Source organism: Streptomyces sp. NPDC031474, from assembly GCF_055581185.1.
Genome location: NZ_JBVIJX010000007.1, coordinates 254,263 through 267,857 on the forward strand (window position 1 = coordinate 254,263; position 13,595 = coordinate 267,857).

General features: G+C 69.2%; 8 protein-coding genes and 1 pseudogene. 6 read left to right on the top strand and 3 right to left on the bottom strand.

Annotation, left to right across the window (positions count from 1 at the left end; translation table 11 throughout):
* The first annotated feature begins 62 nt into the window (after positions 1 to 62).
* Complete coding sequence (locus ACZ5SK_RS16425; protein ID WP_468576183.1) at positions 63 to 3,029, top strand: helicase-related protein; 2,967 nt, start codon at positions 63 to 65, stop codon at positions 3,027 to 3,029.
* Complete coding sequence (locus ACZ5SK_RS16430; protein ID WP_468576185.1) at positions 3,026 to 7,195, top strand: Eco57I restriction-modification methylase domain-containing protein; 4,170 nt, start codon at positions 3,026 to 3,028, stop codon at positions 7,193 to 7,195. Before ACZ5SK_RS16425 ends, ACZ5SK_RS16430 begins: the two co-directional genes overlap by 4 nt.
* Before the next feature lie 24 nt (positions 7,196 to 7,219).
* On the opposite strand, the gene ACZ5SK_RS16435 is transcribed toward ACZ5SK_RS16430, so the two are convergent.
* Together ACZ5SK_RS16435 and ACZ5SK_RS16440 are read right to left on the bottom strand one after the other, a co-directional pair.
* Entirely contained in the window at positions 7,220 to 7,423 is a 204-nt protein-coding gene (locus ACZ5SK_RS16435; protein ID WP_468576186.1) for a DUF397 domain-containing protein, read from the bottom strand.
* Positions 7,420 to 8,295 (bottom strand): helix-turn-helix domain-containing protein, encoded by an 876-nt coding sequence (locus ACZ5SK_RS16440; RefSeq protein WP_468576187.1) that lies wholly within the window; start codon positions 8,293 to 8,295, stop codon positions 7,420 to 7,422. Before ACZ5SK_RS16440 ends, ACZ5SK_RS16435 begins: the two co-directional genes overlap by 4 nt.
* 162 nt (positions 8,296 to 8,457) lie before the next feature.
* On the opposite strand from ACZ5SK_RS16440, the gene ACZ5SK_RS16445 reads away from it, so the two are divergent.
* From ACZ5SK_RS16445 to ACZ5SK_RS16460, 4 genes and pseudogenes are all read left to right on the top strand, one after another.
* Positions 8,458 to 8,931 (top strand): ATP-binding protein, encoded by a 474-nt coding sequence (locus ACZ5SK_RS16445; protein ID WP_468576189.1) that lies wholly within the window; start codon positions 8,458 to 8,460, stop codon positions 8,929 to 8,931.
* A 300-nt stretch (positions 8,932 to 9,231) separates the two neighbouring features.
* A complete protein-coding gene (locus ACZ5SK_RS16450) occupies positions 9,232 to 10,104 on the top strand; it encodes a ParA family protein (protein WP_468576191.1) in 873 nt (290 codons plus the stop codon).
* Positions 10,101 to 10,649 (top strand): hypothetical protein, encoded by a 549-nt coding sequence (locus ACZ5SK_RS16455; protein WP_468576193.1) that lies wholly within the window; start codon positions 10,101 to 10,103, stop codon positions 10,647 to 10,649. Before ACZ5SK_RS16450 ends, ACZ5SK_RS16455 begins: the two co-directional genes overlap by 4 nt.
* Positions 10,650 to 10,709: 60 nt before the next feature.
* Positions 10,710 to 10,838, top strand: a pseudogene (locus ACZ5SK_RS16460) (phosphoribosyltransferase family protein); the annotation flags it as partial.
* An 82-nt stretch (positions 10,839 to 10,920) separates the two neighbouring features.
* On the opposite strand, the gene ACZ5SK_RS16465 reads toward ACZ5SK_RS16460, so the two are convergent.
* Positions 10,921 to 13,548, bottom strand: coding sequence for a GmrSD restriction endonuclease domain-containing protein (locus tag ACZ5SK_RS16465; RefSeq protein ID WP_468576194.1), 2,628 nt, complete (start codon positions 13,546 to 13,548; stop codon positions 10,921 to 10,923).
* Positions 13,549 to 13,595 lie beyond the last annotated feature (47 nt).

The window sequence follows — 13,595 nt, forward strand, 5'->3', positions numbered from 1 at the left end:
GGCCACCGCCCCGGCTGACCCGTCCGAACGACCCCTTACCGCCCCGACCCCGGAAGGCCCGCATGACCACCGCCGCCCAGCCGACCCGGCAGTACGCTGTCGGCTCCCTCGTCCACGTCCGGGGCCGTGAGTGGGTCGTGCTGCCCGACTCCACACCCGACCTGCTGGTCCTGCGCCCGCTCGGCGGCGCCGACGACGACATCGCGGGCGTCCTGCCCGGCCTGGAGACCGTCGTCCTCGCCACCTTCGCCCCGCCCACCCCCTCCGACCTCGGCGACCAGCAGGCCGCCGGGCTGCTGCGCACCGCCCTGCGCATCGGCTTCCGCTCCGGCGCGGGCCCCTTCCGGTCTCTCGCCTCGATCGCCGTCGACCCCCGCCCCTACCAGTTGGTCCCGCTGCTGATGGCGCTGCGTCAGGACACCGTCCGGCTGCTGATCGCCGACGACGTCGGCATCGGCAAGACGGTGGAGGCCGGGCTGATCGCCGCCGAGCTGCTGGCGCAGGGCGACGCCCGAGGCCTGGTCGTGCTGTGCTCGCCCGCCCTGGCCGAGCAGTGGCGGGCCGAGCTGTACGGCAAGTTCGGCGTCGACGCCCGCCTCGTGCTGCCGTCCACGATCGGCCGCCTGGAGCGCGAGACCCCGTACGGCCAGTCGGTGTTCCGCCCCGACGGCGCTTACGTCGTCTCCACCGACTTCATCAAGTCCCCCCGCCACCGGGAGGACTTCCTGCGCAACTGCCCCGACCTGGTGATCGTCGACGAGGCGCACTCCTGCGTCTCCGACTCCACGGTCGGCGCGTCCGCCCGCTCCTCCCAGCAGCGGTACGCGCTGCTGCGCGCCCTCGCCGACCGGACCGACCGGCACCTCCTGCTGGTCACGGCCACCCCACACAGCGGCAAGGAGGAGCCCTTCCGCCGCCTGATCGGTCTGCTCGACGACCGTCTGGCCTCCGTCCCCTTCGACACCGACGCGGGCCGTAGGCTGCTCGCCGAGTTCTTCGTGCAGCGCCGCCGCGCCGACATCCGCGAGGACTTCCAGGACGGCGCGCACTTCCCGTCCTCCCGGGACACCGCCGAGACCGCCTACACCCTGCACCGCGACTACAAGAAGCTCCTCGACGAGGTCCTGTCGTACGCCCGCGAGACCGTACGCGCGGCCGACGGCGCCCTCCAGCAGCGCCAGCGCTGGTGGTCCACCCTCGCCCTGCTGCGCACCCTGTCCTCCTCCCCGGCCGCCGCCGTGCAGTCCCTGAACACCCGCGCCGGCGTCGAGGAGGCGGACACCCCCGCCGAGGCGGACCGCACCGGAGAGCGCACCGTCTCCGACCCGGCCGACAGCGAGACCCCCGAGTCCGCGGACGCGGTACCGGGCACTCGTCTCCCCAAGGCGACCGGCATCGAGGCCACCAGCACCGAGGTCGACGCCGAGGCCGACGACGAGGAGAAGGCCCGCCTGGTCGCGATGGCCGAATCGGCCAAGAAGCTCTACGGCCCCACCCGCGACGCCAAGCTGAAGAAGCTGATCACCACCGTCTCCGACCTCCTCGACAAGGGCTACCGGCCCATCGTCTTCTGCCGCTATATCGCGACAGCCGACTACGTGGCCAACCACCTCACGAAAATCCTCAACAAGAAGGGCACCGAACACCCAATCGCGGTCGCCTCCGTGACCGGCGAACTCTCGCCCGACCAGCGTGTCACCCGCATCGCCGAGCTGACCGGCACCGACGAGGAGGGCAATCCCGCGCCCGAGCGCCGCGTCCTGGTCGCCACCGACTGCCTGTCCGAGGGCGTCAACCTCCAGGAGTCCTTCGACGCCGTCGTCCACTACGACCTCGCCTGGAACCCGACCCGCCACGAGCAGCGCGAGGGCCGCGTCGACCGCTTCGGCCAGCGCACCGACGTCGTCAAGGCGCTCACTCTCTACGGCGCCGACAACCCCGTCGACGGCATCGTCCTCAACGTCCTGCTCCGCAAGCACGAGCGCATCCGCCGCGTCACCGGCATCTCCGTGCCCGTACCGCAGGAGTCCGAGAGCGCCATGCAGGCCGTGTTCGAGGGCCTGATCCTGCGCGGTGAGCGGTCGGCGTACGAGCAGGAGGGGCTGTTCGCGCAAGAGGAGGTGGCCGAGCAGCTGGAGATCGCCTGGCAGTCCTCCGCCGAGCGGGAGAAGCGCTACCGCTCCCGCTACGCCCAGCTCACCATCAAGAAGGACGAGGTCGCCGCCGAGGTCGACGAGGTTCGTGCCGCGCTCGGTACCGGCGAGGAGGTACGGGACTTCACCCGCCGCGCCCTGGGCGCCCTGCGCGGCATGCCCGCGGCGACGAAGCAGGGCGGCTTCACCGCGCACACCGACGCCCTCCCGCAGGGCCTGCGCGACACCGTCTCGCACGCGCTCGGCCCCCGCCACCCCCGCCCGGTCGTCTTCCACGACGCCCCCAGCGCCCCGCGCGGCGAGGCCGCCCTCACCCGCACCGACCCGGTGGTCGCCGCCGTCGCCCGCTTCGTCCTGGACGCGGCCCTCGACGACGCCGGCAAGGTGCCCGAGTGGCAGCGCCCGGCCCGCCGCTGCGGAGTCGTCCGTACGAAGGCCGTGGAGCGGAACACCACGCTCCTGCTGGTGCGCCACCGCTTCCAGTTGAACCTGCCCGCCCGCGACGGCTCGGTGCGCGAGCAGCTCGCCGAGGACGCCCGCGTGGTCGCCTACCGAGGCAGGCCCGACGCCCCCGACTGGCTGCCGGAGGACGAGGCCGTGGCCCTCCTCGAAGCCCGCGCGACGCAGAACACCGACCCGAAGTTCGCCACCGAGCACATCGCCGAGATCCTGGCCGCCCTGCCTGCCCTCATGCCGGAACTGCGAGACCAGTCGGCCGAGTTGGGCCGGACCCTGGAGGCCTCGCACCGCCGGGTCCGCACCGCCTCCCGCGCCCGCCTCGCGGGCCTGAAGGTCGTCCCCCAGGGCGACCCGGACATCCTGGGCGTGTACCACTACCGCCCGGCCCCGACGTTCCCCCAGGGAGTGGGCGCATGAGCACCGCCAGGACCCTCGTCACCGACACCGTCGCCACCGTCGGCGGCCTCCTGCCGTACGACCTCCTGGTCCGGATCAAGGAGGGCAAGGAGCAGACCGGCTCCAAGCCCGCCGACTACCGTCTGTACGCCAAGGGCGACTCGGTACGGGACGCCGCCGAGCGCTCCTGGGGTTATCTGCGCGGCGTGTGGGCCGCCTACCAGGATGCCCTGGCCCGCGACGGAGCCGATGCCGACCCCGGCGTGCACGCGGTGGGCGTGACCACCGAACGCTGGCTGCTGCCCCTCTTCGAGCAGCTCGGCTTCGGCGCCCTCACCCCCGTCCCCGCGCCCGGCCTGCCCTCCCACGACGGCGAGAAGGACTTCGAGGTCAGCCACCACTGGGCGCACGTCCCCGTCCACCTCACCGGCTGGAACGTCCCCCTCGACACGCGCACCACCGAACTGGCCAAGCAGGCCCCCCAGTCGATGGTGCAGGAGTACCTCAACCGCTCGGCGGACTCCACCCTCTGGGGCGTCCTCTCCAACGGCCGCCAGCTGCGCCTGCTGCGTGAGTCCGCCTCCCTCACCGGCGCCGCGTTCATCGAGTTCGATCTCCGGGCCATCTTCGCGGGCGACCGCTCCGACGACTTCGTCCTCCTGTGGCGCCTGCTGCACCGCACCCGCTTCGAGCCCCGCGCCGAGGGCGAGCTGGCCGCGACCTGCCTCCTGGAGAAGTGGCGCACCGAGGCCATCGACAGCGGCACCCGCGCCCTGAAGGAGCTCCGCAAGGGCGTTGAGAAGGCCCTGGCGGTGATCGGCACGGGCCTGATCGCCCACCCCGACAACGTCGACCTGCGAGAGGCTCTGCTCCGCAGCCGCGACAAGAACGTCCGCGACGACCTCCACCCCGCTCTGCTCCGCCTCGCCTACCGCCTGCTGTTCCTCTTCGTCACCGAGGACCGAGACCTGCTCCTGCACCCCGACGCCACCGGGCAGGCCCGCGAGACGTACGAGAAGTACTTCTCCACGGCCCGCCTGCGCCGCGTCGCCCGCCGCACCGGCACCCTCCACGGCGACCAGTGGCAGGCGCTGCGGCTGGTCATCGAGGGTCTCGGCACGCCGGGCGGCCGTCCCGAACTCGGACTCCCGGCGCTGGGCGGCCTGTTCGAGCCCACCGCCACGGACGCGATCCTGGACGGCCTCAGCCTCACCAATCAGTCCCTCTACGAGGCCGTACGCGCCCTGTCCGAGGTGTACGACGCCAAGCTGGGCCGCCCCCGCAAGGTCGACTACCGCCACCTCGGCGCCGACGAGCTAGGCTCGGTCTACGAGTCCCTGCTCGAACTGGAGCCGCGCCTCGGCGAGGGCAACGAGTACGTCCTGGCCAAGCTGGACGGCAACGACCGCAAGACCTCCGGCTCCTACTACACCCCGTCCCCCCTCATCGACTGCCTCCTCGACTCCACCCTCGACCCGGTCATCGAACAGGCCGTCAAGTCCGGTACGAGGAAGAAGGAGCGCGAGGACGCGCTGCTCGCCCTGACGGTGTGCGACCCCGCTTGCGGCTCCGGCCACTTCCTGGTCGCCGCGGCCCGCCGCATCGCCCGCCGCCACGCCGAGATTCGCAAGGACGACCCCGAGCCGAGCGCCGAGGACGTACGGCACTCGTTGCGTGACGTCATCGCGAAGTGCGTGTACGGCGTCGACCTCAACAAGATGGCTGTGGAGCTGGCCAAGGTGTCGCTGTGGATCGAGGCCATGGAGCCGGGCCGGCCGCTCACCTTCCTCGACGCCCACATCAAGCACGGCAACGGGTTGCTGGGCACGACGCCGAAGCTGCTGGCCGGGGGCCTGCCCGACGACGCGTTCAAGCCGCTGGAGGGCGACGAGCCGAAGCACGTCACCGACCTGAAGAAGCGCAACGCCGCGGAGCGGACGGCGTGGAAGGTCGCGCTGCGCCACGGGGCGAACCAGGACGCGCTGTTCGCTGAGGAGGAGGTGTTGACCGCGTCCAACTCGGCGTTCGGTGAGAAGGTTTCGGCGATCACCGGGACGGACTCGCAGGAACTGGAGGACGTCCGGAACCAGGCCAAGGCGTACCGCGAGCTGACCACGTCCCCGGACTACATCCGGGCGCTGGAGCTGGCCGACGCGTGGTGCGCGGCGTTCGTCTGGAAGAAGACGAAGACGGCGACGCCGCCCGCGCTGACCATGAAGTCGCTGCTCACGCTGCACTCCGAGGACGGCGGCGCGAGCTTGCCGGACGGTACGTTGAAGCACATCAAGGATCTGCGGGAGGAGTACCGGTTCTTCCACTGGCACCTGGAGTTCCCGGAGGTGTTCCGGGTTCCGGCGGATGCGGGGGCGCCGGGGGTGGACGAGCGCACCGGGTGGAAGGGCGGGTTCAGTTGTGTGCTGGGGAATCCGCCGTGGGAGACCCTTGAGTTCAAGACCGAGGAGCACTTCGCCACTGTCGCCCCGAAGATTGCCAAGGCCGAGAACCAGGCGGCACGGCAGGCCCTGATCGACGAACTCGCGGAGAGCGAGGACGAGGCCGACCGGGAGCTGCACGCCGAGTACATCGCCGACAAGCGGCTGACCGACGGCTTCTCGCATCTCGCGCGCTGGTCGGCCCGGTTCCCGCTGGCCGCGCGCGGCAAGCTGAACACGTACCCGCTGTTCGCGGAGGCGGCGTCGCACGGGATCGCGCCGCGAGGGCGGTTCGGGCTGGTCCTGCAGACGGGCATCGCCACGGACGCGACGACGGCACCGTTCTTCTCCGATCTGGTGCGGTCGAAGCGGCTGGTGTCGTTCTTGGACTTCAAGAACGAGGCGTTCGTACTGAGCCGGGACGTGGACCATCGCGTTCGCTTCTGCCTGCTTACGGTCACAGGCCCGGCGGCGCGGGTTGATGAGGCTTCCTTCGCGTTCGGGACCTGGTACATGGAGGATCTGCCGGAGCGTCGCTTCGCCATGCCGCTGGAGGAGATCCTGCTGGTCAACCCGAACACCGGGACCCTGCCGGTCTTCGAGACCCGGCGCGACGCGGAGATCACCTTCGGCGTCTACAGCCGAGTCCCGGTTCTGCTCAAGGAGCCGGACGAATACGGCAGGGGCGGCAGCAACCCGTGGGGGCTGACCTTCCGGCAGGGCCTGTTCAACATGGCCTCCGACTCTCACCTGTTCAAGGGCAAGCAGGAACTGGCGGACGAGGGCTGGCAGTTGACTGGCAACGTCTTCACCCGCATCGATGAAGAGGGGAAGACGCGCCGCTATCTCCCGCTGTACGAGGCGAAGATGCTCCACCACTTCGACCACCGCCTCGGCACGTACGAGGGCCAGACCCAGGCCCAGGCCAACGTCGGCACCCTCCCGCGCGTGACCCCGGAACAGCACGACGACCCCGACTTCGCGCCGCTGCCCCGGTACTGGGCGCCGGAGTTCGACGTGGACTCTGGTAAGCGGGATAAGAAGCTGAACCCGATCATGTGGCCCGGAGTTAAGACGCGGCTGGCGGACAAGGAGTGGTACGAGGACTGGCTGTTGGGGTGGCGTGACATCTGCCGGACCTCGGACCGTCGGACCATGATCAACACGGCTCTGCGTCGCACTGCCGTTCCTGACGGCACGTTGTTGATGTTGCCTTCCTTCGGCAATCCTGCGCTGCTCCAGGCGGCGCTGTCCTCGTACGTGCTCGACTTCGTGGCACGTCAGAAGTTCAGCGGTACACACCTGAAGTTCTTCACGGCCCACCAGCTTCCAGTGCCCGGCCCGGAGACAGGCGACCAGCCGTGTCCATGGAGCGGCGGCGAGACCGTGGCGGAGTGGATTGCCGCAAGAGTGGCTGAACTTGCTTACACCGCTGGCGACATGGAGGCCTTCGCCAGAGCGATCGGTGTGGCGGGACGCCCGTTCCGGTGGGATGAGGAACGGCGTGGATTGCTGCGTGCAGAGCTGGACGCTGCCTTTTTCCACCTCTACGGACTGGCTCGCGATGACGCGGAGTACGTCATGGACGCGTTCTCCCGTCTCAAGAGCGATGAGGAAGCCGCCCATGGCAGTTACCGCACCAAGGACCTCATCCTCGACCTCTACGACCGCATGGAAGAGGCCCGAGTCACAGGCGACGAGTACCGAACCGTGCTGGACCCGCCGCCGGGGAAAGGGCCGCGTCACGCGTCCTGAGTGCCGTAGCCTCGGGCGGGTGGGTCAGAGCCCGTCCCGCCCGAGGTCCGCGACGAACCCGGCCCACGCGCCCCGCGTGAACGCGAGTCGCGGACCGTCGCCCCGTTCCTTGGAGTCCCGCACGCGGACGGCGGTCCCATCGGCGGCGACCTCCAGGCATTCGCCGCCCTCGTTGCCGCTGTAGCTGCTCTTGAACCAAACAAGTCGCGCGGGTTCCGCAGTGTTCATCGTTCCCCCAGCAAGTTCTCGATCAGGGAAAGGGACTCGCGCATGGTGAGCGCTTGTCCCCTGATGCTGCCGTACCGTGCGGCCAGGATACGGACTTCCTCCGGGTCCGTGATCAACCGGCTGGAGTTCTGTGCCTCGGTGTATGCCAACTGTGCTTTCCCCTTGGGCGTGAGGAGTACGAACGCACCGCCCATCCCCGCGTGCTCGCTGCGGTCGGTCGGCATCACTTGCAGCTCCACATTGCGCAGTCGCCCGAGTTTGAGCAGCTGCTCCAGCTGCTCCCCGTGGACTTCTTGCCCGCCGAGAGGGCGCCGCAACACGGTCTCCTCGACGACGGCGCTGATCATGGGCGGAGGCCAACTGGTCAAGATCTCCTGACGGCTCATCCGAGAGATCACCCGGTGCTCGATCGTCTCCTCATCCAGCAGCGGCTTACGCATCTCGTACAGGGCGCGGGTTCGCCGCTCGGTTTGCAGCAGGCCGGGAATGTCATGGTTGTTGTAGAAGTTGATCTCAACCGCGTCCCGCTCCAACCGCGCATAATCCCGAAACCACTCCGGATGCCGAACCCTCCTCCTTGCCCTTGCCCGCTCCACATCCTCCGCAGCCGAAGCCAGCAGCCCCCCGCACTCCAGCAACTCATCCACCGCGACCAGCAGTTCGGGCTGAGGCGTCCGCCGCCCCCGCTCCACGGACGAGATGGTCTCCTCCCCGTACCCGAGCCGGTCACCCAGCTCCTTCTGGCTCATCCCGGCCCGTACCCGCGCGACCTTGATCTGCCGCCCGAGCGCCCGGAACAGGTCGGCCACCTCGTCCGTACCGTCCGCCTCGCCGCCGGTGGGAACCCCCGAACCGCCCGCCTGTGCCGCCATCCCGTACCACCGCCCACTTCCGTCGCACCAGGGGCGAACCGCCGAACGCCGGCCAGGTCACGGCCGTACGCCCGTACATCCCGCCCTCCGCCCCGGGACAGTCACCCTCCGTACCGCCCCGCACCCTCCACACAGTAGAAGCACTCCGTCACTCTCGGTGAGGTGATCCAGCAAACCGTCACCGTCACCGGTGAACCGACCGCCACCACCCACCACTTCCGCCTCACGTTCCCCACCAGCAGACACGGCGCCCACACCGCCCGCCATGCCGCCGAACGCTGGCTCGCCGACCAGCGGGACTGTCCGGAGGTCGCGGCCGGCGACGAGGACGCGGCCACGGCCTCCCTCCTCATCGCGGAACTCACCGCGAACGCCGCCCTGCACGGCCGCGTACGGGGTCGCCACGCCCGCCTCGCCCTGACCCTCACGTCCGGCACCCTGCGCATCGAGGTCACGGACGCCCGAGGCGACCGTCTCCCCGCACCGACGCCTGACGCGGACGGCGAGTCCGGACGCGGTCTGCTCCTCGTCGCCTCGCTCGCAGACGCCTGGGGCTGCGAGCCCCACCACCCTGGAGGGAAGACGGTGTGGGCGGAGTACGCCCGGCGCAAACCCGCGCGCAAGGGGGGCGCGTGAGCTCAACTGTGCTCCCAACCAACGGAGTTGGGGATTGACGGTGGTTGTGAACGGCCTTCACGCTTAACGGGTAATCGTGAAGGCCGTTCACGGGGAGATGTCATGGCAGGCACGCCCGAGGCGGAAGACCAACTCGTCGGACTGTTCGAAGTGGCGGAGATGGCGGGGGTCGGCCGGACGGTCGTAGCGAATTGGCGCGCCCGCGACCAACACTTCCCCGCTCCCGTCGCGGACCTGCGGAGCGGTCCGGTTTTCCGGGCGAGTCAGATTCAGCGCTACCTCAAACGGAGGAAGAAGCACATGGCACCCAAAGCCCATGTCATCTCGACCATCAATCTGAAGGGCGGAGTCGGGAAGACCACCACCACGGCCGGACTCGCGGAGTTCCTCTCCGTGGAGTTCCGCAAGCGGGTCCTGGTGGTCGATCTCGACCCGCAGACCAATCTGACCACGGTCCTGATCGGGGAGGAGAAGTGGGAGGAGCTCAACGACGAGGGATACACCCTGGCGACCCTGTTCAAGGATGCCCTCCGGCCCGAGGACGAGCCTCTGGAGTTCGACCTGGAGAAGACTCTCCAGCGGAATGTCTCTTCGGTGGATGCGGTGACGAAGGTGGACCTCCTGCCTTCTTCGCTGGACCTCATCGACGTCCAGGACCGCCTGGCGTCCATGCCCAGGGGGCGTTTCCACGCCAACAACCCCACCGACCTCCTGCGCAAGGCGATCCGGAAGATCATTGATGACTATGACTACGTCCTCGTTGACTGCCCTCCCAACCTCGGCATCGTCACTTTGAACGGTCTGCGCATCTCCGAGGGATACATCATCCCTACCATTCCCGACGTACTGTCCACCTACGGCATCCCTCAGATCCAGCGGCGGGTGCGGGCCTTCGCGGACGACCTGGGGGAGACCATCAAGGAGATCGGCATCGTCATCACGAAATACAAGGCCAATTCGACGGTCCACTGGAACACCGTCAGGCGACTTCAGGGCGACAAGAAGCTCCCCGCCGTGCTGCCGACCTTCATCCCCGAGAAGAACGACATCGCCGGTTCGGCGGAGTTCGTCGGTCGCGGTACCCTGCGGCAGAAGTACGGCTACCAGGGCGGGTTCGACGCTTTCCGTGGCATGACGCAGGAGTTCATCGAACTGGTCGAGGAGAAGGCGTGACCGAGCAGAGCGACAGTCGGCCCGACGACAACGGTCTCCTGAATGCCCAGGTGCGGGAGGCCGAAGAAGCCCTGACCAAGCTCGGCGCCTCCGACCCGGAGCTCGCGGCGACGCTCGCACGTGTCCTCGGCGTGGTGGCGTCCGAAGCCGCACGCACGACACGCTTCGCCCGAGCACTGGCCAAGGCGCTGACGCCTCCCGATGCGCAGACCGTACCTCGGCCGGCAGAACGCCCGAGGCGTAGCCGACGAGCTCCGGGAGTGATCGACCCGTTCGCGGTGCTCGCCGAATCCGGCGAGACGGGACTCCGTTCGAGCCTGAGCGAGCTCGGCCTCGAACAATTGCGGGACATCGTCTCCGAACACGGGATGGACCACGACCGGCTGGCGCTGAAGTGGAAGGACCCTCAACGGGTCATCGACCGCATCGTGGAACGCGTCGAATCGCGGACAGCCAAGGGAGCCGCCTTCCGGGGACGGCCGGAACAGCCCGCTCTGCGGCACGATGAGGCCGTTGGCCCGGCGGCCGAGGACTCGTCGCCCTGAGGCAACTGGGCGCGACGCGGCAAACGCCTCGCGTCCGCCGCCCAGGCCAAGGCCATCCGCATCGAGCGGCGCGTACAGGACCGCACCGTCCTGCTGTTCGACGACCTGTTCACCACCGGTCAGCAGATGCAGGCCGTTGCCCGCCTGTTGCGGGAGGCGGGCGCGACCGAGGTGAGGGGCTTGGCCCTCGCTCGCGCCCCTTGGCGAGGGGCGGACCGCCAGGGACGCTCTTCGATTTGTGACGATCGACTGGTGCCCCTGGGTCCCCGACTCAGACCCTGTCCCGGCTTTCCCAGCGGTCCCGGACCCACATCAGAGCCTCGACGAGCAGCTCTCGATTGCGATCCTTCTCCAGAACGGACAGCGGGAAGCTGGGGGCCGGTCCCCGGCCCGGCTCTCTCTCCTGAAGGTCGACACCTTCAAGCTCGTTGAGAAGCCGGAGGAATTCGGCACGCAGTGCGGGGCGGGCGAACTGCTCCGTTACCGACAGCCACTGGAAGTTGAGATAGGCTGTGCCGCCCAGTCCGCAGCCAGGGGTGAAGCCCATCGGTGAGATCGCACTGTCTGGGGCGCCCGCCTCCTCCAGGGTGAGTGCCGCACCGCTGCCGCTGGCCTTCGTGCCGCCGGGGTGGTACACGGTGCCGCCGATTTCTTCCCAGCGTGCGAGGAGGCCGCGCACCGCCTCCACCGTCCCCGGCGAATTGTCCTCCGCGAGCTCACGGAAGAACCGCCTCTCGGGGGAGTTCTCCGCCACGAGCTGCAGGTAGAACGAGTCGGCGTCCGTCTCCTCACCCTGGCTCTCCGGGGCGCTCTGCGCAGTGTCCTCCTCGCTGTCGGCCGGGTCGTCGGCTTCGCTGACCAGCGACGCAAGCTCGTCGGCGGAGAGGCGCTGCGCCGGATCGGCTGCCCCGCCGGCCGTGAAGCGCACGCCGTCGTCGCTCAGCCGGGCGCGGACGTCTCCTCCCGCGTCCTGAGGCGCCCAGCGGAAGCCGTCGGAGACCTTGCCCTCGGAGGTGAGCACCCGGTACGCGTTGGCCACCCCTGGCGTATTAGCCAGATGATTGCCCACGGCTTGGGCGCCAGAGCCGATGAACGCCGCGAGATCGCCGTAGGACGTCCAGGTGCCGTGGGGGAGCGCGGCGAGCACCTGGTGGGCCAGGTTCCAGTCCCGGCTCCGCTCCGCTCGGCCGACTCCGCGCAGCGGGGCCGGCCACAGCGCGATCGCGCGGTCGGCGAGTTCGTCGGCACGGGCGTGGATCTCGTCCGCGCCCCACCGCTCTGTGGTGGCGATGCGGCGGTTCATCTCCAGATGGCTGCCCTGGAGCAGGCCCTGCTTGCGCTCGAATGGGTGATTGGACAGCTCCGAGTTGACCGCGGTGAGCGTCAGGTTCCCAAGCGTGTGCTGAAGCCGGGAGTGCAGGTCCTCCGCGCTCTCGCCGTCGACCACGTCCTCGCTCAGCATCCGGAGCCACTCGTCGCCCGGCGACTGCGGCATGACATGCTCGATGGTGAGCTGCGCAGTGGCGAAGTCGACCGGTTCGGGATGCTCGTAGCTTTCCTCCAGCCGCTGGAGCACCATCTTGCGCTGGTGCCCGCGGCCGAACTTATAGAAGGGCGCCGTCCGGACCTTCTCGCGCAGCTCGTCGTCATCGGGCCAGAAGCGGTTCTCTGCGGAGAGGAGCTGGTGCAGCCCGTCGGCGACAGCCACGTCCAGCGGGAGCTGCCCAGGCACTGCCTGGAAAATCCTGTTGAGGTTATTCGTCGGCACCCGGCACATCATCCGGCGCACCAGGAAGCTCTCGATGTACGACATCGCGCGGGCCGTGTCCGCAGAGTTCAGCTCCCCGCGCTGACGCCGGTCGAGCAGCAGCATCAGCGCGGGATAGGTGACCTGGGCCTGCCAGGTGTCCAGCCGGTGCAAATGGGCGCGAACCGCTTCGTTCGCCTCCTCCTCGGGGTGGAGCAGCCGACGGAAGAGGGCGCCGCGCCGGTACAACTCCTTGATGTACGCCTCGATCTCCGCCTCGCTGACCTCACCCCGCTCGAAGCGCTGCTGCTGAGCAGCGTAGAGGTCCTGGCGGCGGACCCGGTCGTCTCCGTCGAGCACCAGCTGCAACCACATGAGCTGTTCCAGCTCGTCGTTGCTCAGACTGTCCTGCAGCGGAAGCCAGTAGGTCTCGTAAATGCGCTCACCGCGGGTGGGCAGCCGCATGAACAGGTAGTTGCGCAGCAGGTCGGCCTGGCTCAGCTTGAGGCCGGTGTTGTTGAGGGACTCGAAGATGCGGTGCACGTTGTCCGCGCGCTCGGCTGTCACCGCCACCAGCGTGAGCCGGGAGGTGATGGCCTCCTCGATGCGAAGCACGTCCTGTGGGGCGGCCGGATCGGCGGCCTCGACGAGCTTGCGGCGGAAGAAGCCGTAGGCGGCGGCGACGGCTCCGTCGGCGGCCTGCTCCGAGAGCGGCCCGCGAACGTATGCCGCGAACTGCGCCCGGTCAGCCTGGGTCGGCAGCAGCCGGAAGCGATCGCTGCCGTTCTTGCGCTTGTTGATGAGGTATTCCTCGTCGATGCGCTCGGCCTCGTCCGGCTCGCCGTCCGCTATGTGGTCGCGGATCGCGGCCAGGGCGAGCGACAGCGTGGTCAGCCGCTGCTGACCGTCGACGACGAGCCAGCGGGGGAACGTCGCCTCGTTCTGCGGCGACGGCGCGAGCACCACGGATCCCAGGAAGTGTGTGCTCGCCTTCTCCCCGGACTCCAGCAGCTCGGCCTGCTCCAGGATGTCGGTCCACAGCTGTCTGAGCTGCTTCTCCGTCCAGGAGTACGTCCGCTGATAGAGCGGCACCTGGAACTGCTGTGCCCTGCCCTGGACGAGATCGGCGAACAGCGTCTCCTTCGCCTGCACGGCGTCCCCCTCGGTGATCGGTCCGGTCGTAGCGCGTGGGAAGGACC

What these genes read in the sequence shown, in the direction of transcription:
- ACZ5SK_RS16425 (WP_468576183.1), top strand. Translation starts at nt 63, where the DNA reads ATGACCACCGCCGCCCAGCCGACCCGGCAGTACGCTGTCGGCTCCCTC.
- ACZ5SK_RS16430 (WP_468576185.1), top strand. Translation starts at nt 3,026, where the DNA reads ATGAGCACCGCCAGGACCCTCGTCACCGACACCGTCGCCACCGTCGGC.
- ACZ5SK_RS16435 (WP_468576186.1), bottom strand. Translation starts at nt 7,423, where the DNA reads ATGAACACTGCGGAACCCGCGCGACTTGTTTGGTTCAAGAGCAGCTAC.
- ACZ5SK_RS16440 (WP_468576187.1), bottom strand. Translation starts at nt 8,295, where the DNA reads ATGGCGGCACAGGCGGGCGGTTCGGGGGTTCCCACCGGCGGCGAGGCG.
- ACZ5SK_RS16450 (WP_468576191.1), top strand. Translation starts at nt 9,232, where the DNA reads ATGGCACCCAAAGCCCATGTCATCTCGACCATCAATCTGAAGGGCGGA.